This is a genomic window from Nocardioides aromaticivorans (assembly GCF_013408525.1).
Lineage (GTDB): Bacteria > Actinomycetota > Actinomycetes > Propionibacteriales > Nocardioidaceae > Nocardioides > Nocardioides aromaticivorans.
In genome coordinates, this window is record NZ_JACBZM010000001.1 from 2,564,669 (window position 1) to 2,585,131 (window position 20,463).

General features: G+C 72.9%; 17 protein-coding genes and 3 tRNA genes. 13 read left to right on the forward strand and 7 right to left on the reverse strand.

Going from position 1 to position 20,463, the window contains the following annotated elements; all coding sequences use genetic code 11:
• Positions 1-28: 28 nt before the first annotated feature.
• From BJ993_RS12075 to BJ993_RS12090, 4 genes are all read left to right on the forward strand, one after another.
• Positions 29-100 (forward strand) — tRNA-Arg (locus BJ993_RS12075).
• Positions 101-215: 115 nt separating this feature from the next.
• Positions 216-289, forward strand: a tRNA-Gly gene (locus BJ993_RS12080).
• A gap of 46 nt (positions 290-335) precedes the next feature.
• Positions 336-785, forward strand: coding sequence for an HNH endonuclease (locus BJ993_RS12085; RefSeq protein WP_179648991.1), 450 nt, complete (start codon positions 336-338; stop codon positions 783-785).
• A 35-nt stretch (positions 786-820) separates the two neighbouring features.
• Positions 821-891 (forward strand) — tRNA-Cys (locus BJ993_RS12090).
• A gap of 37 nt (positions 892-928) precedes the next feature.
• On the opposite strand, the gene BJ993_RS12095 is transcribed toward BJ993_RS12090, so the two are convergent.
• Entirely contained in the window at positions 929-1,717 is a 789-nt protein-coding gene (locus tag BJ993_RS12095; protein WP_036543420.1) for an IclR family transcriptional regulator, read from the reverse strand.
• Between the two features lie 140 nt (positions 1,718-1,857).
• Here BJ993_RS12095 and BJ993_RS12100 point away from each other — a divergent pair, with 140 nt between their 5' ends.
• From BJ993_RS12100 to BJ993_RS12140, 9 genes are all read left to right on the forward strand, one after another.
• Positions 1,858-3,240, forward strand: a complete 1,383-nt coding sequence (locus BJ993_RS12100; RefSeq protein WP_242530656.1) for an NAD-dependent malic enzyme — start codon at positions 1,858-1,860, stop codon at positions 3,238-3,240.
• Positions 3,241-3,254: 14 nt separating this feature from the next.
• The gene (aceB, locus tag BJ993_RS12105) at positions 3,255-4,853 is read left to right on the forward strand and encodes a malate synthase A (protein ID WP_179652225.1); all 1,599 of its coding nucleotides are present in this window, start codon (positions 3,255-3,257) and stop codon (positions 4,851-4,853) included.
• Positions 4,850-6,103: a DUF6986 family protein gene (locus BJ993_RS12110; RefSeq protein ID WP_179648993.1), complete on the forward strand. Its 1,254-nt coding sequence runs from the start codon at positions 4,850-4,852 to the stop codon at positions 6,101-6,103. The genes aceB and BJ993_RS12110 overlap by 4 nt, the downstream gene beginning before the upstream one ends.
• A 61-nt stretch (positions 6,104-6,164) precedes the next feature.
• Entirely contained in the window at positions 6,165-6,632 is a 468-nt protein-coding gene (locus BJ993_RS12115) for a helix-turn-helix domain-containing protein (protein WP_036543408.1), read from the forward strand.
• A 125-nt stretch (positions 6,633-6,757) separates the two neighbouring features.
• A complete protein-coding gene (gene uraD, locus BJ993_RS12120; protein WP_179648994.1) occupies positions 6,758-7,270 on the forward strand; it encodes a 2-oxo-4-hydroxy-4-carboxy-5-ureidoimidazoline decarboxylase in 513 nt (170 codons plus the stop codon).
• The gene (gene uraH, locus BJ993_RS12125; protein WP_036543403.1) at positions 7,267-7,605 is read left to right on the forward strand and encodes a hydroxyisourate hydrolase; all 339 of its coding nucleotides are present in this window, start codon (positions 7,267-7,269) and stop codon (positions 7,603-7,605) included. The genes uraD (BJ993_RS12120) and uraH overlap by 4 nt, the downstream gene beginning before the upstream one ends.
• A gap of 1 nt (position 7,606) precedes the next feature.
• Positions 7,607-8,512 (forward strand): factor-independent urate hydroxylase, encoded by a 906-nt coding sequence (gene pucL / locus BJ993_RS12130; protein ID WP_179648995.1) that lies wholly within the window; start codon positions 7,607-7,609, stop codon positions 8,510-8,512.
• 10 nt (positions 8,513-8,522) lie between these two features.
• Entirely contained in the window at positions 8,523-9,971 is a 1,449-nt protein-coding gene (locus BJ993_RS12135; protein WP_179648996.1) for a nucleobase:cation symporter-2 family protein, read from the forward strand.
• A gap of 21 nt (positions 9,972-9,992) precedes the next feature.
• Positions 9,993-10,718: an IclR family transcriptional regulator gene (locus BJ993_RS12140; RefSeq protein ID WP_051931958.1), complete on the forward strand. Its 726-nt coding sequence runs from the start codon at positions 9,993-9,995 to the stop codon at positions 10,716-10,718.
• On the opposite strand, the gene BJ993_RS12145 is transcribed toward BJ993_RS12140, so the two are convergent.
• The 6 genes from BJ993_RS12145 to BJ993_RS12170 form a co-directional block, all read right to left on the reverse strand.
• On the reverse strand, positions 10,719-12,035 hold the full coding sequence (locus BJ993_RS12145) for a guanine deaminase (RefSeq protein WP_179648997.1): 1,317 nt from the start codon (positions 12,033-12,035) through the stop codon (positions 10,719-10,721).
• Entirely contained in the window at positions 12,032-12,880 is an 849-nt protein-coding gene (gene xdhC, locus BJ993_RS12150) for a xanthine dehydrogenase accessory protein XdhC (RefSeq protein WP_051931956.1), read from the reverse strand. Before xdhC ends, BJ993_RS12145 begins: the two co-directional genes overlap by 4 nt.
• A 5-nt stretch (positions 12,881-12,885) precedes the next feature.
• Positions 12,886-15,276: a xanthine dehydrogenase molybdopterin binding subunit gene (gene xdhB, locus BJ993_RS12155; RefSeq protein ID WP_179648998.1), complete on the reverse strand. Its 2,391-nt coding sequence runs from the start codon at positions 15,274-15,276 to the stop codon at positions 12,886-12,888.
• Positions 15,273-16,739 (reverse strand): xanthine dehydrogenase small subunit, encoded by a 1,467-nt coding sequence (locus BJ993_RS12160; protein ID WP_179648999.1) that lies wholly within the window; start codon positions 16,737-16,739, stop codon positions 15,273-15,275. The genes xdhB and BJ993_RS12160 overlap by 4 nt, the downstream gene beginning before the upstream one ends.
• The gene (gene uraD / locus BJ993_RS12165) at positions 16,736-18,676 is read right to left on the reverse strand and encodes a 2-oxo-4-hydroxy-4-carboxy-5-ureidoimidazoline decarboxylase (protein ID WP_179649000.1); all 1,941 of its coding nucleotides are present in this window, start codon (positions 18,674-18,676) and stop codon (positions 16,736-16,738) included. The genes BJ993_RS12160 and uraD (BJ993_RS12165) overlap by 4 nt, the downstream gene beginning before the upstream one ends.
• Before the next feature lie 147 nt (positions 18,677-18,823).
• Entirely contained in the window at positions 18,824-20,356 is a 1,533-nt protein-coding gene (locus tag BJ993_RS12170; protein ID WP_179649001.1) for a PucR family transcriptional regulator, read from the reverse strand.
• Positions 20,357-20,463: the final 107 nt, after the last annotated feature.

Here is a 20,463-nt window from a genome sequence, read left to right on the forward strand (position 1 = left end):
GTCGAAGGGCCCGAGCCCGGCAGCCAGACCCGCCGTGGTCCAACGGACACGACGCGACGCTACGAACGTCGAGACGGAGGTTCGACTCCTCCCGGTGGGACGGTGACCGATGGGCAACGGCTGCTCGCCAGGACGTGGCCCTGGTTCCCTCGCGGTGCAGCGGGTTCGACTCCCGCCGGTCGCCCTCCGCCGGTGGCGCGCGCCACCGGCTCCCTGCGGGTGAAGTGTTACGGCAGCACCCCTGGCTTCCACCCAGGTCGCGCGGGTTCGACTCCCGCCGCCCGCACCAGCATCGACGACGCCCGACGTACCCGACCAGAGAGGAGGTGTCAGCGATGACCGCAACGACCGTCACCCTGCTGAACGCCTCCTACGAGCCGCTCGGCAAGGTGTCCTTCCAGCAGGCCGTCCGGATGGTCGCCCGGAAGGTGGCCGCCGTCGAGGAGGCCGTCGAGGGCCGGATGGCCGGGCCCTGGCCGTGGCCGCGCGTGATCCGGCTGCTGCGCTACATCAGCCCGAAGTGGCTCTACCGACCGGCCGGCTGGCACCGCGGTGGCGTGTTCATCCGCGACGGCCACCGGTGCGCCTACTGCGGCGCGAAGGCGACCACGATCGACCACGTCCTGCCGCGCTCGCGAGGCGGCGAGTGGTCGTGGCTCAACTGTGTCGCGGCCTGCCGCTCGTGCAACGAGCGGAAGGGCAACCGGACGCCGGAGGAGGCGCGGATGAAGCTCCGCTTCCAGCCGTTCGTGCCCACCCGCGCACAGCTCGCCGCGCGGGCCTGACCGCCGAGGACCTCGGTGGTCGGGCCCGTCGGCACCGCCCCTTGGCCGAGTGGTGAGGCACGCGGCTGCAACCCGCGCAACGCCGGTTCGAGTCCGGCAGGGGCGTCTCCCGGTGCTGTCCGCTGTCGGCGTCGGACCGGTCCTCAGCCGAGGTCGGCGGCGAGCTGCTTGCCGGCCTCGGTCAGGAGCGGCACCGCGCGCCCGATCAGCTCGTCGCTCATCCGCCCGGTCGGGCCGCTGACGGAGATCGCCAGCCGCGAGCCGAAGCCCGGCACGGTGACGGCGACGCAGCGCACGCCCTCCTCCTGCTCGCCCTCGTCGAGGGCGTAGCCGTGCTCGCCGACCCACTCGAGCTGCTCGAGGTAGGCGTCGGGATCGGTGATCGTGGTGTCGGTGTGGCGCACCATGTCGGTGCGCTTGAGGATGTCGCGCACCTGGTCCGGCGCCATCCCGGCGAGGATCGCCTTGCCGACGGCCGTGCAGTGCGGGGAGACCCGCCGGCCGACCTCGGTGAACATCCGCATCGACTGGCGCGACTGCGCCTGGGCGACGTACACGATCTGGTCGCCGTCGAGCATGGCCAGGTTGGAGGACTCGCCGAGCTCGTCGACGAGGCGCGCGAGGTGCGGGCGCGCCCACGTGCTCAGCATGTGCGACGAGCTCTCGCCCAGGCGGATCAGCTTGGGGCCCAGGACGTACTGCCGGTTGGGCTCCTGGCGCAGGTAGCCGAGGTCGACGAGCGTGCGGACCAGCCGGTGGATCGTGGGCAGCGGCAGCCCGGAGGCGGTGGCGAGCTGGGACAGCCCCATCATCCCGCCGGCGTCGGCCATGGTCTCGAGCAGGCCGAAGGCCCGCTCGATCGACTGCACGCCGCCCGCACGTCCCTTGGTCGCGGTGGCGGCTTCGGGGGTGACGCTGTCGGTGTCGCTCATCTGCACTCCTCGTTGGTCCGGCATCACTTCCGGATGACGGAAGTCTAGCGTCGAAAAGAGGAAAGTCGCGGGTGGTTGCACGAGCAGTGTGACGGGGACTACTATCCACAATGCGAAAGTAAGCATCCATGGAGAGGAAAATCGTGGCGACTCCGAGCCCCGGCTACGCCCTCACGGTCCGTGTCGAGACCCCGTCCTCCGCCGGTGCCACCGGCAGCCTCGTGGCGGCGGTCGCCGCTGCGGGCGGATCGGTGACCGCCCTCGACGTCGCGGAGTCCCACGCGGACACGCTCGTCGTCGACCTCACCTGCGACGTCGTCGACGTCGGCCACGGGGAGACGGTCACCGACGCGCTCGCCGCGGTCCCGGGCGTCACCGTGCGCAAGGTCAGCGACCGCACCTTCCTCATGCACCTCGGCGGCAAGCTCGAGGTCGTCCCGAAGGTCCCTCTCAAGCACCGCGACGACCTGTCCCGCGCCTACACGCCCGGCGTCGCGCGGATCTGCCGCGCCATCGCGGAGAACCCCGACGACCTGCGCCGGCTCACCATCAAGCGCAACACGGTCGCCGTCGTGACCGACGGCTCCGCCGTCCTCGGCCTCGGCAACATCGGCCCCGGCGCGGCCCTGCCGGTGATGGAGGGCAAGGCGGCGCTGTTCAAGCAGTTCGCCGACGTCGACGCCTGGCCGGTGTGCCTGGACACCCAGGACACCGAGGAGATCATCAGCATCGTCAAGGCGATCGCCGTGTCGTACGGCGGCGTCAACCTCGAGGACATCGCCGCACCGCGCTGCTTCGAGATCGAGCGGCGGCTCCGCGCCGAGCTCGACATCCCCGTCTTCCACGACGACCAGCACGGCACCGCGATCGTCGTCCTGGCCGCGCTGACCAACGCCCTGCGCGTCGTGCGCAAGGACCTCGGCAACGTGAAGATCGTGGTCAGCGGCGTGGGTGCCGCGGGCCACGCGATCATCAAGCTGCTGCTCGCCCAGGGCGCCAAGGACGTCGTCGCGTGCGACCGGCACGGTGCGGTGCACGGTGGCCGGGAGGGCCTCGACCCCGACCGTGCCTGGCTCGCGGCGAACACCAACCAGGCGGGCTTCACCGGCTCCCTCAAGGAGTCGCTAGCCGGTGCCGACGTGTTCATCGGCGTGTCCGCGCCCGACATCCTCGACGGCGACGACATCGCGACGATGGCCGCCGACGCCATCGTGTTCGCGCTCGCCAACCCGGACCCCGAGGTCGACCCGGCGGCGGCCGGCGAGCACGCGGCCATCGTCGCGACCGGCCGGTCCGACTACCCCAACCAGATCAACAACGTCCTTGCCTTCCCGGGGCTGTTCCGCGGGATGCTGGACGCGGGCGCGCACGAGATCACCGACGAGGTGATGCTCGCCGCGGCCCGGGCGATCGCCGACGCGGTGAATCCCGACGAGGTGAACGCCAGCTACATCGTGCCCTCGGTCTTCGACCCGGCGGTGGCGCCGGCCGTGGCCGCGGGGGTGCGGGAGGCCGCACGATGAACGCAACGAAGGAGATGGAACCCGTGGACATTCAGATCGCCGGTGACGAGGTCGAGCGCGGCGGGGAGATCCTGACGCCCGAGGCCCTCGCGTTCGTGGCGTCGCTGCAGCGGCAGTTCGGCGCCCGCCGCGACGAGCTGCTCGCCGCCCGCCGCGCGCGCCGCGAGGAGGTGGTCCGGACCGGTCGCCTCGACTTCCTGCCGGAGACCGCCGACGTGCGCGCCGGTGACTGGAAGGTCGCGCCCGCGCCGGCGGACCTGCAGGACCGCCGCGTCGAGATCACCGGCCCCACGGACCGGAAGATGACGATCAACGCCCTCAACTCGGGCGCCCGCGTGTGGCTCGCCGACATGGAGGACGCCAGCACCCCGCACTGGTCCAACGTGGTCGGCGGCCAGGTCAACCTGTACGACGCCATCCGCCGCCAGATCTCGTTCACCTCGCCCCAGGGCAAGACCTACGAGCTGAAGCAGGACCAGCGCCTGGCGACCATCCTGATGCGCCCGCGCGGCTGGCACTTCGACGAGCAGCACCTGCTCGTCGACGGAACCCCGGTCGTCGGCGCCCTGGTCGACTTCGGCCTCTACTTCTTCCACAACGCGGAGGAGCTGGTCGAGCGCGGCAGCGGGCCGTACTTCTACCTCCCGAAGATGGAGAGCCACCTCGAGGCGCGCCTCTGGAACGACGTCTTCACCTTCGCCCAGGCCGAGCTCGGCATCCCCCACGGCACCGTGCGCGCGACCGTGCTCATCGAGACCATCCCGGCCGCCTTCGAGATGGACGAGATCCTCTACGAGCTGCGCGACCACATCTCCGGGCTCAACGCCGGCCGCTGGGACTACCTCTTCAGCGTCATCAAGTACTTCCGCGACTCGGGCCCGTCGTTCGTGCTTCCCGACCGGGCGTCGGTGGGCATGACGTCGCCCTTCATGCGCGCCTACGCGCAGCTGCTCGTGAAGACCTGCCACCGCCGCAACGCGCACGCGATCGGCGGCATGGCGGCGTTCATCCCGAGCCGCAAGGACGAGGAGGTCAACGCCCGCGCCTTCGCGAAGGTCCGCGAGGACAAGGAGCGCGAGGCCGGCGACGGCTTCGACGGCTCGTGGGTCGCCCACCCCGACCTCGTGCCCGTGTGCCGCGAGGTCTTCGACGGCGTCCTCGGCGACCGGCCCAACCAGGTCGAGCGCCAGCGCGACGACGTCGAGGTGTCCGCCGACGACCTGCTCGACGTCGCCTCCACCCCCGGCTCGATCACGGCCGAGGGGCTGCGCGACAACGTCGAGGTCGCGCTCCTCTACCTCGAGGCGTGGCTGCGCGGCCTCGGCGCCGTCGGCATCCACAACCTGATGGAGGACGCCGCCACGGCCGAGATCTCGCGCTCGCAGATCTGGCAGTGGGTCCACAACGAGTCGAAGCTCGACGACGGCACCGTCGTCACCGCCGACCTCGTGCGGCAGGTGCTCGACGAGGAGATGGCCACGATCCTCGCCGGTGCCGACGGCACCGACCACCGCTTCGCCGACGCGCGGCGGATCTTCGAGGAGGTCGCTCTCGCCGACGAGTACGTCGACTTCCTCACCCTCCCCGCGTACGACGCCGTGGTGGCCTCATGAGCCACCTCGACGACCTGGTGACGCAGCTCGACGGCTCGCTCGCGGACGCCGACGCCGCCCTCGCCGCGGGCTACCCCGGTGACCGCGGCGTGCGCCAGCCGGTGCACACCGTCTACGTCCCCGGCGATCGCTACGGCGCGAACACCGTGGCCGAGTGGTCCGAGGACGCCCGCAGCGTGCTGGCCCTCCACGGCCGCTCGGCGATCGAGGTGGCCGAGGCGCTCGACCTGCGCCCCAGCCTGGCCGCCGAGGTCTACGACCGGGTCACCGCGAAGCTCGAGGCCGAGCCGATCGAGGACCTGCGCATCGACTTCGAGGACGGCTACGGCGTCCGGCCCGACGCCGACGAGGACGCCGCGGTGCTCGCCGCCGCGCGGGTGCTCGCCGCGACCGTCCGCGACGGCAGCGCGCCGCCCTTCCACGGCGTGCGGATCAAGTCGTTCGAGGCGCCCACCCGCCACCGCGGGCTGCGCACCCTCGACCTCTTCCTCGGCGAGCTCGCCCGGGAGGGCGGGATCACCGACGGCTTCGTGATCACGCTGCCGAAGGTCACCTCCGTCGAGCAGGTCACCGCCATGGTCACCGCCCTCGAGACGCTCGAGGCCGCGCACGACATCCCCGCAGGCAGCCTCTCCTTCGAGATCCAGGTCGAGACGCCGCAGGCGATCCTCGGGCCCGACGGCACCGCCCTCGTCGCCCGCATGATCACCGCCGGCGGCGGGCGGGTCACCGGGCTGCACTACGGGACCTACGACTACTCGGCCTCGCTCGGCGTGGCTGCGGCGTACCAGTCGATGGAGCACCCGGTCGCCGACCACGCCAAGGACGTCATGCAGGTCGCGGCCGCCGGGACGGGCGTCTTCGTGTCCGACGGCTCGACCAACGTGCTGCCCGTCGGCGACCGCGAGGCCGTCCGCGCCGCCTGGCAGCTGCACCTGCGGCTGGTGCGCCGGTCGCTCGCCCGCGGGATCTACCAGGGCTGGGACCTCCACCCGGCCCAGCTCCCCAGCCGATACGTCGCGACGTACTCCTTCTTCCGGGAGGGGCTCGAGAGCGCGGCCGCGCGCCTGCGGGCCTACGTCCACGGTGGCCAGTCCAGCTATCTCGACGAGCCGGCCACGGCCGCGGCGCTGGCCGCCTTCGTCCTGCGCGGCGTCGAGTGCGGCGCGGTCACCGTCGAGGAGGTCGACAAGCTCGCCGGCGTCGACCAGCGCAAGCTGGCCGAGCTGGCCCGGCGTCCCGTCGCCTGACCCGACGGCTGTTCCTGCGCGCGTGGCGGCGGGCTCTGCCCGCCGTGGGTAGCCTGCCGCCATGCGCGTCGAAGCCGAGTTCACCACCGAGCCCTTCAAGGGCGAGGGCGAGCCGCCCGAGCACGCGACCGCCGCGCTCGAGGCGGCCCGCGAGGCCGGGCTGGAGTGCGAGTTCGGCCCACTCGGCACGTCCGTGCGCGGCGAGCGCGACGCCGTCCTGGCGACCCTCGCCGCCATCGCCGCCGCCGGCCTCGACCACGGCGCCGACCAGATCACCTTCCAGGTCCGCCTCGAGGGCCGGGCCGCCCCCCGTCGTACCGCCTCCGGCCTCGACGCCCTCCTCGCCGACGTCGCCGACGAGCTCGGCGGCGACCTGCGCACCCTCGACCGCCCCGCCAAGCAGCGCGCCGTGCGGGTGCTCGAGGAACGCGGTGCGTTCGAGTTCCGCAAGAGCGCCGAGATCGTGGCCGAGGCCCTCGGCGTCACCCGGTTCACCGTCTACAACTACCTGAACCGCGAGCGCGACTGACGCTCCCGTCGCGGTCATGCGATCGCAACAAGAAGTTTTCAACAAACTGTTGACGTGACCCGGGTCACAATGTCACGCTCCTCGCATACGGAATCACTTTTCCGCACAGCGAGAGAGCAGGGGACATGGACCTCGAACTGTTCAACACCGCACCGACGGACGTCGTCCGGCCCGCGCTGCAGGCCTGCTGCGACGTGCCGAGCTGGGTCGAGGCCGTCCTCACGGCCCGTCCGTACGACGACCGGGCGGCGGTCCTGCGCACGGCTGACGAGGCCGCGCGGCGGTTCACCCCGGCCGACGTCGAGCGGGCCCTGGCCGCCCACCCGCGCATCGGCGAGCGCGCCGAGGGGGAGCACGCCGAGGCCGCGTGGTCGCGCCGCGAGCAGGCCGGTGTCAGCACCGTCGACGCCACCGCGCAGGCCCTCGCCGAGGGCAACCGCACCTACGAGGAGCGCTTCGGCCGGGTCTTCCTGATCTGCGCGTCCGGCCTCTCCGCCGACCGGGTCCTCGCCTCGCTGCGCGAGCGCCTCGACAACGACCCGGCCACCGAGGCGGCCGTCGTCGCCGACGAGCTGCGCAAGATCGCGCTGCTGCGCCTGGAGCGGGTCCTCACCGCCGACGAGGAGATCTCCGCATGAGCCACCGCAGCGCCATCACCACCCACGTCCTCGACACCGCGCTCGGCCGCCCGGCCGCCGGTGTCCCGGTCCGGCTCAGCCGGATCGACGACGAACCTGCCGTCCTCGCCGAGGCCACCACCGACGACGACGGCCGGGTGGCCGAGCTGGGACCCGACCAGGTCCCCGCCGGCACCTACCAGCTCCGGTTCGACACCGCCGCCTACTGCGCGGCGTCCGGTCAGGAGTGCTTCTACCCCGAGGTGACCGTCACCTTCGCCGTCACCGACCAGCGCCACCACCACGTGCCGCTCCTGCTGAGCCCGTTCGCCTACTCCACCTACCGAGGGAGCTGACATGCCCATCCGACTTGGACCGAACCAGTACGGCAAGGCCGAGAACCGCGTCGTCCGGATCGTCCGCGACACGCCCCGCCACCAGATCCGCGACCTGAACGTCTCGACCGCGCTCCGCGGCCGCTTCGAGGACGCCCACACCACCGGCGACCAGAAGGACGTCCTGCCGACCGACACGCAGAAGAACACCGTCTTCGCCTACGCCAAGAAGATCGGCGTCGCGTCGATCGAGGAGTTCGCCCTCGCCCTCGCCGACCGCTACCTGGAGGCCTGCCCGGCCGCCGACGGCGCCCGCGTCGAGGTCGACGAGTACGCCTGGGACCGCATCCAGGTCGACGGCACCGGCCACGACCACTCGTTCGTCCGCTCGGGAGGCGGCGTACGCACCACCGTGGTCAACGTCGACGGCCGCGGCGCCGACCGGGTCGCCCACGTCGTGTCCGGCATCAAGGACCTCGTCGTCCTCAAGTCGACCGGCTCGGAGTTCCACGGCTTCCTCAAGGACGAGTACACGACCCTGCAGGAGACCACCGACCGGATCCTGGCGACCTCGCTCGTCGCCCGCTGGCGCTACGACGGCACGTCGGTCGACTGGGACAAGTCCTACGACTCCATCCGCGCCCTGCTGCTGCAGCGGTTCGCGGAGATCCACAGCCTGGCGCTGCAGCAGACCCTGTACGGCATGGGCACCGCGGTGCTCGAGCAGCACCCGGACGTCGCCGAGATCAAGTTCTCCGCACCCAACAAGCACCACTTCCTCTCCGACCTGTCGCCGTTCGGGCTCGACAACCCGGGCGAGGTCTTCTTCGCCGCCGACCGTCCCTACGGCCTGATCGAGGCGTCCGTCGTCCGCGACGAGGCATCCGACGCAGGGAACGCCTGGCACGCGATCCCGGGATTCTGCTGAGGAGGCGGCCATGCTCGGACTGCGACTCGGGCGCAGGAAGAAGGACGGCACACCCGTCTCCACCCGGCCGGAGGACGAGCGGCACCCGCCCGCGCAGCTCCTCGCCTACGGCACGCAGCACATCCTGACGATGTACGGCGGCGTGATCGCGCCCCCGCTCATCGTCGGCGGCGCCGCGGGCCTGTCGGGCACGGACCTGGCGCTGCTGGTCACGGCGGGCCTGTTCGTCTCGGGCCTCGCGACGCTGCTGCAGACCCTGGGCCTGGGCCCGTTCGGCAGCCGGTTGCCCATCGTGCAGGGCATCTCGTTCGCCAGCGTGTCGACGATGGTCACGATCGCCAGCGAGGACGGGCTGCGGCCGGTCTTCGGCGCGATCATCGTCGCCGGCGTGATCGGGCTGGTGCTGTCCTCGTTCTTCGCCCAGCTGGTGCGGCTGTTCCCCGCGGTCGTCACCGGCACGATCATCACGGTCATCGGCCTGTCGCTGATGCCGGTGGCGTTCCGCTGGGCGATGGGCAACAACGACAAGGCGCCGGACTTCGGCTCGACGACCAACATCGGGTACGCCGGCCTGACGCTCCTCATCATCCTGGTGATCAGCCGGGTGTTCCAAGGGGCGATCTCGCGCCTGTCGATCCTCATCGGGCTCGTCGTCGGCACGGTCGTCGCGGCCCTCGCCGGCAAGGCCGACTTCTCGTCGGTCGGCGACGCCGACCCGGTCGCGCTGCCGCCGGTGCTGCACTTCGGCAGCCCCACGTTCGAGATCGGCGCCATCGTCTCGATGACCATCGTGATCCTCGTGATCATGACCGAGACGACGGCCGACATCCTCGCGATCGGTGAGATCGTCGAGACCGACGTCGACGCGAAGCGCGTCGCCGGCGGCCTGCGCGCGGACATGGCGGCCACGACGGTCGCGCCGCTGTTCGGCACCTTCCCGTGCAGCGCCTTCGCGCAGAACGTCGGCCTGGTCGCCCTCACCGGCGTCCGCAGCCGCTTCGTCGTCGCCACGGGCGGCCTCGTGCTCCTGCTGCTCGGCCTGCTGCCGGTGGTCGGCGCGGTCGTCGCCGCGATCCCGTACCCCGTCCTCGGTGGCGCCGGCATCGTGCTCTTCGGCTCGGTCGCCGCCAGCGGCATCCGCACCCTGTCGCGGGTGGACTACCAGGACAACCTCAACATGGTGATCGTCTCGGTGGCGATCGCGGTCGGCATCATCCCGATCGCGGCGCCGACCTTCTGGGACGAGTTCCCCGAGTCGTTCGGCGTGATCATGCACTCCGGCATCAGCGCGACCGCCCTGGTCGCCGTCGTGCTCAACGTGCTCTTCAACGAGATCACGGTCGGCAACCGGTCCGGCGCCTCGGTGTTCGCCGCGTCCGAGGACCGGCGCGACAGCTTCGGCGCCCGGCTCGACGACGACATCGCCCGGCACGACGACACCGCGAAGCACCAGGTCTAGGCCCCGGGTTCAGGAGAGTCGATGGACACCACGCAGCGCCCGCTCCAGTCACTGGGGCGGGCGCTCGGCCTTCTCGAGCACGTCGCCGACGCCGGCGAGCCGATCGGGCTGAGCGACCTCGCCGCCGCCTGCGGCACCCCGGTCTCGACGGCGCACCGGATGGTGCGCTCGCTCGTCGCCTCCGGCTACCTCCACCAGGACCACGACCGCCGCTACCGGCTCGGGCCCCGCCTGGTCGCCCTCGGCGGCCTCGCGCTGCACCCCGTCGGCCCGGCGCTGACGCCGTGGCTGCAGCGCCTCGAGCGCGCGACCGGCGAGACCGCCAGCGCCGCCACCCTGTGCGGCGACGCGGTCCTCTACGTCGCCCAGGTCCAGTCCGCCCACCCGATGCGCACGTCCACGACGCCGCACCACCGCACGATGGCCCACTGCTCGGCGGTGGGGAAGGCGATGCTCGCGCAGCTGGCCGACGACACGGTCGTGGAGCTGGTCCGTCGTACCGGGCTCCCGCGGCGCACCAACCACACCGTCGGCACCGTCGACGAGCTGATCACCGACCTCGAGGGCGTCCGCAGCCGCGGGTTCGCCCTGGACGACGAGGAGGACGAGTACGCCGCCCGCTGCGTCGCGGTGCCCGTGCTGTCCGCCCCCTTCCCGCTGGCCGTGTCCGTGTCCGGGCCGACGACGCGGGTCGTGCGGGAGCGGGTGCCGGAGATCGCGGAGGAGCTGCTGCGCGTGGTGCGCTGATCAGACCACGCGCAGCGCCGACGCCGCGTCGCGCGTCTCGCCCGAGACCAGCGCCCCGTCGATCCACACGCCCCGCACGTCCGCCGGCGTGCCGAGCGCGAACACCCGCGCCAGCGCGTCCTCCGACGAGGCGGCGTGGGCGAGGCCGACGTCGAGCGGCGTGCCCTCGGCGGGCTGCACCCACTGGGCGTCGAAGCGGCGGCCGACGGAGAAGTCGCCCACCTGGTCGGCCAGGCCGAGCGCGTCGGCGCCGGCGGCGGTGGCGAGGTGGAGCAGGTGGGCCGGCGCCAGCGCCACACCGCGCTCGCCGAGGAGCTGCTGCACGAAGTACGCCTGCAGGCCCTCCTTCAGCAGCGAGAAGCCGGTGCCGGCGCCGACGTCGGAGCCGAGCGCGACCCGCACGCCGTGCGCGCGGTGCCGGGCGAGCGGGAAGAGCCCGCTGCCGAGGGCGGCGTTGCTCGTCGGGCAGTGCGCGACGGCGGCGCCGCGCTCGCCGAGCAGCGCGAGGTCGGGGTCCGTCGGGTGCACGTCGTGGGCGAGCACCGTGCTGCGACCGACCAGTCCGTGCCGGTCGTACGACGCCACGTAGTCGCAGCCGTGGAGGTCGCGGACGGTCTCGATCTCGCGGACGTTCTCGTTGACGTGCGAGGTGAGCATCGCGCCGGGCGCGGCGGCGAGCGCGTCGGCACACGCGGCGAGCAGGTCGTCGGTGCAGGAGAGGGAGAACCGCGGCGTCACGGCGTAGCGGGCACGCCCCGTGCCGTGCCAGCGCCCGGCGAGCGCGACCGACTCCTCGAGGGCACGCTCCGGTGAGGTCAGCAGGTCCTCGCGCAGCAGCCGGTCGCTGACGACCAGGCCGCTGGTGATCCGCAGGCCGACCCGTGCGGCCTCGGTGAAGACCGCGTCGACCGCGCCGGCGAAGTGGCTGCCGAAGACGAGCGCGGTGGTGGTGCCCGCGCCGACCAGCCCGCGGACGAAGTCCGTCGCGACGCCGGCGGCGTACGACGTGTCGGCGAGCCTGGCCTCCTCGGGCAGGGCGCACTGCTCGAGCCAGTCGAGCAGCGGCATGCCGAGGCCGCCGATCACGCGCACCTGCGGGAAGTGCACGTGCGTGTCGACGAAGCCGGGCAGCACGACGCCACCGAACAGGTCGACGACCTCCTCGTCGCGGTGCCGGGCGCGGACCTCGGCGAAGGCGCCGCGGGTGACGATCACCCCGTCGTGGACGACGATCGCGCCGTCGTCCTCGGCGCGCAGCGCGCCGCCGGCGAAGGGGTCGGCGGGGGTGTCGAGGAAGGTTCCCCGGAAGAGCGTCACTGGGTCACCTCGGGTCGGGTGGCGGAAGTTCGGGTGGAGGGGGTGGCCTCGCGCGCGAACGCCTGCAGCAGCCAGGCCGCGACGCTGACCGCGATCGTGGCCGGCTCCTTGCCGGGCAGGTCGGGCAGGCCGATGGGGGTGGTGATGCGGGCGATCGCCTCGGGGGAGTGGCCCTCGTCGGCGAGCTTGGCCTTGAAGCGGGTCCACTTCGCGCTCGACCCGATCAGCCCGATCGTGGCGAGGTGGCTCGACCGGATCGCCGCGTCGCACAGGGCGGCGTCCTCGGCGTGGTCGTGGGTCATGACCAGGACGTGCGTGCCCGCGGGCAGCTCGCCGACGACGAGCTCGGGCAGCACCGGCACCCGGTGCACGTGAACCCCGGCCACGGCGTCGTCGAGGGCGCGCAGCTGGGCGGGCTCGAGCTGGTCGGCGCGGGAGTCGACGAGGTGGAGCTCGATGTCGTGGCGCGCGAGGATGCGTGCCAGCTCGAGGCCGACGTGGCCCATGCCGAAGATCGCGACGGAGGGTACGACGGGCAGCGGCTCCAGCAGCAGCTCGACCTCGCCGCCGCAGCACTGCACGCCGTGCTGGTAGGGGGCCTTGTCGGAGAGCGAGCACTCGACGCTCTCCGGTGTCGTCGCGCCCGAGGCGAGCATCGCGCGGGCGCGCTCGATGGCGACGGCCTCGAGGTTGCCCCCGCCGACACTGGCCCAGGTGCGGTCGGCCGCGACGACCATCTTGGCGCCGGCCTCTCGCGGCGAGTGGCCGCGCACGGACGTGAGCGTGACCAGGACGCCGGGCACCCGCTGCTCGCGCAGCCGCTGCACCGCCTTGAGCCACTCCATCTCCGTCACCTCCCGCCGGCGAGCACCGGCTCGGCGGTGCCGGTGTCGGTGCCGGGCTCGGGCGTGGCCGGCGTACGGGCGCGCTCGATCGCCCAGAAGACCGCTTCGGGCGTGGCGGGGCTGGCGAGCTCGACGCTCGTGCCGGCCGGGCCGAAGGCGGCCGCGGCCTCGCGCAGCGCCTCGCGGACCGAGAAGGCGAGCATGAGCGGCGGCTCGCCGACGGCCTTCGAGCCGTAGACCGCACCCTCCTCGTGGGCCTTCTCCAGCAGGGTCACCCGGAAGACCTCGGGCATCTCGGAGAAGCTCGGCAGCTTGTAGGTGCTCGCCGCCTGCGTCGCCAGCCGGCCACGGTTCGGACCGTCGGAGGCGTCCCAGCGCAGGTCCTCCAGGGTCAGCCACCCGGCGCCCTGCACGAAGCCGCCCTCGATCTGGCCGATGTCGATGAGCGGGCTGAGGCTGTCGCCGACGTCGTGCACGATGTCGACGCGGCGCAGCGTGTAGGCGCCGGTGAACCCGCTGACCTCGACCTCGGCGGCGGCGACGCCGTAGGCGAAGTACTTGAACGGCTCGCCGCGCATGCTGGCGGCGTCCCAGTGCAGGCCCTCGGTCCGGTAGAAGCCGGCCGCCCAGAGCTGGACGCGCTGGTGGTAGGCCGTGTTGACCAGCTCGTCCCAGCCGATCGAGCCGGACGCGACGGAGATGCCGCGCACGGTGCCGGCCTCGAAGCGCACGTCGTTGGGGCTGATCCCGAGCCGGCCGCCGGCGACCTGCGCCAGCCGCTCGCGGATCTGCTCGCAGGCGTTCTTGATCGCGGCGCCGTTGAGGTCGGCCCCCGAGCTGGCCGCGGTCGCCGACGTGTTCGGCACCTTGTCGGTGCGCGTCGGCGCGAGCCGCACCCGCTCCAGCGGCACGCCCAGCGTGGTCGCGGCGACCTGCAGCATCTTGGTGTGCAGGCCCTGGCCCATCTCGGTGCCGCCGTGGTTGATGAGCACCGAGCCGTCCTTGTAGACGTGCACGAGCGCGCCGGCCTGGTTGAAGGCGGTGAGGTTGAACGAGATGCCGAACTTCACCGGCGTCATCGCCAGACCCCGCTTGGAATGGGGGTTCTGACGGTTGAACTCCGCGATCTCGGTACGACGCCGGGCGACCTCGCCCGACTCCGCGACCTGGTCCCAGCACGCCTCGAGCCGGTCCGCGTGGCGCACCGGCTGGCCGTAGGGCGTGGTGTTGTGGGACCGGTAGAAGTTGCGCCGCCGCAGCTCGATCGGGTCGATCCCCAGCAGGGGCGCGCAGCGGCCGAGCAGGTCCTCCATGACGAGCATCCCCTGCGGGCCGCCGAAGCCGCGGAACGCGGTCTGCGAGGTCTTGTGGGTCCGCGCGATCCGGCCGTCGACCCGCACGTTCGGGACCCAGTAGGCGTTGTCGATGTGGCACAGCGCCCGCGCCAGGACGGGCTCCGACAGGTCGAGGCTCCAGCCGCCGTCGGCGGTCAGGGTGGCCTCGAGCGCGACGAGCAGGCCGTCGGCGTCGAAGCCGACCCGCCACGTGCTGTGGAAGCCGTGCCGCTTGCCGGACATGGTCATGTCCTGGGTGCGGTTGAGGCGCAGCCGCACCGGCCGGCCGGTCAGCGTGGCGCCGAGCGCGGCGATGGCGGCGTACCCGTGGGGCTGCATCTCCTTGCCGCCGAACGCGCCACCCATCCGCAGGCACTGCACGGTGACGGCGTGGCTCGGCAGGCCGAGCACGTGGGCGACGATCTCCTGGGTCTCCGAGGGGTGCTGGGTGCTGCTGTGCACGAGCACCTGCCCACCCTCGTCGACGAGGGCGAGGGAGACGTGGGTCTCGAGGTAGAAGTGCTCCTGGCCGGCGAACTCGAACTCGCCCTCGAACACGTGGGCCGCGTCGTCGAGCGCCCCCGTCACGTCGCCGCGCTCGAGGTGCGGGCGGGCTCCCTGGAAGCTCTCGGCCGCGATCGCCTCCGGCACCGTCACCAGCGACGGCAGCGGCTCGTAGTCGACCTCGACCGCGGCGGCGCCCAGCCGGGCGGCCTCCTGCGTCTCCCCGAGCACCCAGCAGACCGCGTGGCCGTGGAACATCACCTCGGTCGGGAACAACGGCTCGTCGTGCTTCACGCCGGCGTCGTTGACACCGGGCACGTCCGCGGCCGTCAGCACGCGCACGACGCCCGGGACGTCGTACGCCGGCTCGGGGCGCAGTCCGGTCACCAGGGCGTGCGCGTGCGGGGCCTGGACGGGCCAGGCGTGCAGTGCGCCCGCGGTGCGGCCGACGAGGTCGTCGGTGTAGAGCGCCTCGCCGGTCACGTGCAGGGCGGCGCTCTCGTGGGGGAGCGGGATCCCGACGACGGGGTTCTCGGGACGCTCGGACAGGTGGCTCATGCCGGCACCTCCTCGCGGTCGGCGTGGTCGTGGAAGAGGCGCAGCAGCGACTGGCCCAGCATCGCCGAGCGGTACGCCGCACTCGCGCGGTGGTCGTCCATCGGCGTCCCCTCCCCGGCGAGCACGGCCGCGGCGCGGCGCACCGTGTCCTCGGACCACGGCCGGCCCACGAGGGCGTCCTCGGTCGCGACGGCACGCAGGGGGGTCGCCGCGACGCCGCCGAGCCCGATCCGGGCGCGGACCACGGTGCCGCCGGTGACGTCGAGCGCGTAGCCGACGGCGACGCTGGAGATGTCGTCGAAGCGGCGCTTGGCGATCTTGTGGAAGCCGGTGACGGGCGCGAGCGGGAGGGGGAGGCGGACCGCGCGGATCAGCTCGTCGTCGGCGCGGACGCTCTGGCGGTAGCCGGTGAAGTAGTCGGCGAGGGCGACGACCCGCTCCCCGCGCGGGGAGGCGAGCACGACGTCGGCGTCGAGGGCGAGCAGGGCGGGCGGGGTGTCGCCGATGGGGGAGCCGGTGCCGATGTTGCCGCCGATGGTCGCGCTGTTGCGGATCAGGCGGGACGCGAACTGCGGGAACACCTCGGCCAGCAGCGGGACCCGGCCGTCGAGGCGGCGCTCGATCTCGGTCAGCGTCAGCGCGGCGCCGATCTCTACGTGGTCCTCGGCGAGGGTGAGCCCACGGAGCTCGGGGAGCCGGTCGACCGCGACCACCAGCGGTGCGCGGACGCCGCGGATGTTGACCTCGACGCCCCAGTCGGTGGAGCCGGCGACGACCTGCGCCTCGGGCCGCTCGACCAGCAGGTCGAGCGCCTCGGCCAGGGTCTCCGGCCGGACGAACTCGGCACCGCCGACGGCGATCCGGGTCGGTCGCGGTGCCGGCGGCGCCTCGGCCTGGCGGGCCGCGAAGGCGTCGCCGGGCTCGGGCGAGCCGAGCGCGAAGGCCGCGTCGCGGATGGGTCGGTAGCCGGTGCAGCGGCACAGGTTGCCGCTCAGCGCGTGCAGGTCCACGCCGTTGGGGCCGTGCTCGTGGTCGCAGGCGCCGTCGCCCGTACGGGTCGGGCGGTAGAACTCCGCGGCCAGGCTGCACACGAAGCCGGGCGTGCAGTAGCCGCACTGCGAGCCGCCGCGCACGGCCAGCTCCCGCTGGACGGGGTGCAGCTCGCTGCTGGTGCCGAGGCCCTCGCTGGTGACGACCTCCTGGCCGTCGAGCGCGGCCACCGGCACGAGGCACGCGTTGACCGCGGTCCACTCGGTGGCGGCACCGGACTCCGGGTCGGTGCCCGGCCGGGCGACGAGCACCGAGCAGGCGCCGCACTCGCCCTCCGCGCAGCCCTCCTTCGCGCCGGTGAGGCCGCGGCCGCGCAGCCAGTCGAGCGTCGTGGTGTGGGCGGCGATGCCGTCGAGCGGCACCTCGTCGCCGTTGACGGTGATGCTCGCCGTACACGGGATGGGCTGGCTCATCGCTGGCTGCTCCAGGGGGTGCGGGTGCGTGCGCTGTGGATCGGGTTGGCCTCGCGGAGGAAGTCGTCGAAGCGGTGGCCGGCGATCTTGGCGATCTCGATCAGGGCCGCGGCGTGCTCCTGCCGCTCACAGTTTCCCAGCCGCTCGCGGCCTTCGGCGAGGATTCGGTCGAGAGAGCTCGCGTCGCGCACCGAGATCACCAGCGGGAAGCCGAAGCGCTCGCGGTAGGCGTCGGTGAGGGAGGTCAGCGCCTCCTGGTCCGGCTCGGCCAGGTGGGTGAGGCCCCGCGAGGACTGGTCGCGCAGCGACTCCTCGCCCACGATCCCCTCCGACACCAGCCGCGAGCCGAGCTCGGGGTAGGCCTCGATCAGCTCGCGCTGCTCCTCCGGCGAGCCGCTGAACAGGGCCTCCTGGAAGGCGCGGCGCAGCGCGTGGGTGTCGGCGAAGGGGCGCTGGTCCCAGGCCCGCTCGACCATCCAGCGCGGGCCCTGGAAGAGGCCGGCGAAGGTCTCGACGAACTCGGCGCGGCCCATCTCGTTGACCTGGTCGAGGCGGATCGTGTCGCCGGGCATCCCGGCCACGGCGGGGCCGAAGTCCTTGCCGACGTGGTGGAAGACGATGTTGAGCACGATCGCGGTGAGGCTGCCGAGGGTGATGCCGCTGCCGAAGATGATCTCGGCCCAGTCCGGGACGGCCTGGGAGACCTGGGGCTGCGCGGTGACGTACATCGCGAGGCCGACGCTGGTGGCGACGATGACGACATTGCGGTGGTCGTGGAAGTCGACCTTCGTCAGCGTCTGGAAGCCGACGACGGCCACGGTGGCGAACATGGCGAGCGCGGCGCCGCCCAGCACCGGGTGCGGGATGCCGGCGACGATGGCGCCGGCCTTCGGCAGCAGGCCGAGCAGGACCATGATCAGGCCGGCCGTCGCGACGACCCAGCGGCTCTTGACCTGGGTGAGCCGGACCAGGCCGACGTTCTCGGCGAAGCAGGTGTAGGGGAAGGAGTTCAGGGTGCCGCCGAGCGTGGTGGCGAGGCCGTCGGCGCGCAGGGCGCGGGCGATGTCCTCGCGGCCGACCCGCTTCTCGACGATCTCACCGGTCGCGAACACGTCGCCGGTGGTCTCGACCGCCGTGATCAGCATGACCACGATCATCGAGACGATGGCGGCGAAGGAGAACTGCGGCCAGCCGAAGTGGAAGGGCGTCGTCACGCCGACCCAGCCGGAGTCACTGACCGCGCCGAAGTGCGCGTCGCCCAGCGCCCAGGCCACGAGGGTGCCGACGACCAGGCCGACGAGCACCGCGACGGTGGCCATGAAGCCCTTGAACACGCGCTGGATCACGACGATCAGCGCGAGGGTGCCGAGCGCGTAGGCCATGTTGCGACCGCTGGTCGGGTCGGACGTCGGGCCGGCGCCGCCGGTGGCGTCCGCGGCCGCGACGGGCAGCAGCGCGATGCCGATGATGGTGATCACCGAGCCGGTGACGACCGGCGGGAAGAACCGGATCAGGCGGCTGAAGAAGGGCGCGATGAAGAAGGTCGCGAGGCCGGCCACGATGACGGCGCCGTAGATCACGAGCAGGCCGTCGGTGCCGCCGCCGGCGGCGAGGCCGATCGCGATCATCGGTGACACGGCCGTGAACGTGACGCCCTGGAGCAGCGGCAGCCGGACCCCCACCTTCCAGAAGCCGACCGACTGGATGATCGAGGCGATACCGCACGTGAAGAGGTCGGCGTTGATGAGGTGGACCAGCTGGTCCGTGCTGAGCCCGATCGAGTTCGCGAGCAGGATCGGCACGATCACCGCGCCGGCGTAGAACGCGAGCACGTGCTGCATGCCGTAGACCGCGAGCCTGCCCGCGGGGAGCACCTCGTCGACCGGGTGGACGGCGGCTCGACCCGGCTGGGGAGCCTTCTTCTTCGACACCTTCATGGCCTCAGACCTTTCTCGGGGCGCACGGGGGCGGGCCCTCACCGTGATCCGCGACACAGCATCACTCCGGAAGGTGGCACCGGGGCACCCGCCGATCCTCCGAAGATGGGACCGTCCGTCCCGATCGCCTTGTGCGATCCTCCAAGGTCAGAGCGACTTCAGCGCCAGGAAGACGTCGACCCGGTCCTCCAACGTCGACAGGTCGCGACCGGTCAGCTCCTCGACCCGGGCGATCCGGTAGCGCACCGTGTTCACGTGGAGGTGGAGCGACTCCGCCGTCCGGGTCCACGAGCCCGAGCACGCCAGGAACTCCGCGAGCGTCGCCACCAGCTCGCCCCCGCCGCGCTGGTCGTGGTCGAGCACCTGGCCCAGCACCCGCTGCGCGTAGGTGCGGCGTACGTCGTCGGGGACCGTGGCGAGGAGGAGCACGTGCGAGGTGACCTCCTCGGAGCCGACCAGGGCGACCGCACCGCCCCCGGAGCGCGCGACGCGGTGCGCGAAGCGGGCCTCCTCGAGCGCGCCGGCCAGCGCCTCGAGACCGCTCTCGCCGCTGAGCCCGACCGACAGCGAGCCGCGGTGGAGGCCCGGCGCCAGCCGCGTGAGCGAGCGGCGCAGCTGCTCGGTCAGGCCGGGGCCGGCGGGCAGGAAGGCGACCACGCTGCCGTCGCGCGCAGACGCCACCACCGAGGCGCCGACGCCGAGGGCGACGTCCTCCAGCACGGCGGCGGCCACCTCGGCGGACCCGCCGCCCGCGAGCTCGGCGACGGCGAGAACGAGGGGACGGTCGGGGTGGAGGCCGGTCTGGCGCAGGCGCGTCGCGAGCTCGGTGGGCGTCGCGCCGGCCTCCACCTGCGCCAGGGTCTCGGCCGCCAGCGGTCGCAGCACCCGCAGCCCCTCGTCGCGTCGCGACCGGTCCAGCGCGGCGATCGCGCCGAGCTCGTGGATCGCGTCGAGGTCGTCCTGCGGCCAGGTGCGGTGGTCGCCCTCGACCACCAGGGCCCAGCCGGTGAGCCGGTCGGCGAGCCCCGATCCAACGGAGAGCAGGGAGTACGTCGTACCGGCTGACTCGGCGACGGCCGGCAGCAGGTCGGCGGTGAGGAAGCAGCGGGTCAGGGCGTCGACGGTGGCTGCCTCCAGCTCGCCGGGACCGGGCACGACGTGGCGGCCGCTGGCGGTCAGCACGCGGCACGGGTGGCCGACCTCGGCCGAGACGCGGGCGGCCAGCTCGTCGAGGCTGCGGCCGGACGCGATGGCCGAGAGCAGCTGCCGCTGGCGGACCAGGCTGGCCGACAGGCGTGCGCTCGCACCGGCTGCGCCCGCGGCGGCGACGTGCTCGGTGATGTCGGCGAAGGGGACGTCGACCGGCACCTCGACCAGGGCCAGGTCGTGGCGCCGGCAGGCCTCGACGAGGTCGTCGGGGATGCCGCCGAGCAGCGCGGCTCCGGCCAGCAGGCTGGCCGCGCCGCGGGACGCGATCGAGGCCACGAAGGTCTCGCTGTCCTCCGGGCCGCGTCGCCACACCAGGCCGGTCAGCACGAGCTCGCCCCCGGTCAGGAAGCGCCCCGGCTCGAGCAGGTCGATGGTGATCGTGCGCCCGACCGGCCGCTCCAGCGAGCCGGGTGGCGCGTGCAGCACCCGCAGCCCGAGGCCGGGTGTCTCCAGCAGCTCCGCCAGCAGCACCGCTCCACCCCCTCGCCGGCCTGGTTCTTGGAGGAAGGTACAACGCGCGACGCCTTCCGCGGCAGGTCTCTTGACACTTCTGTGTGACCCGGACCACACTTCCTGTA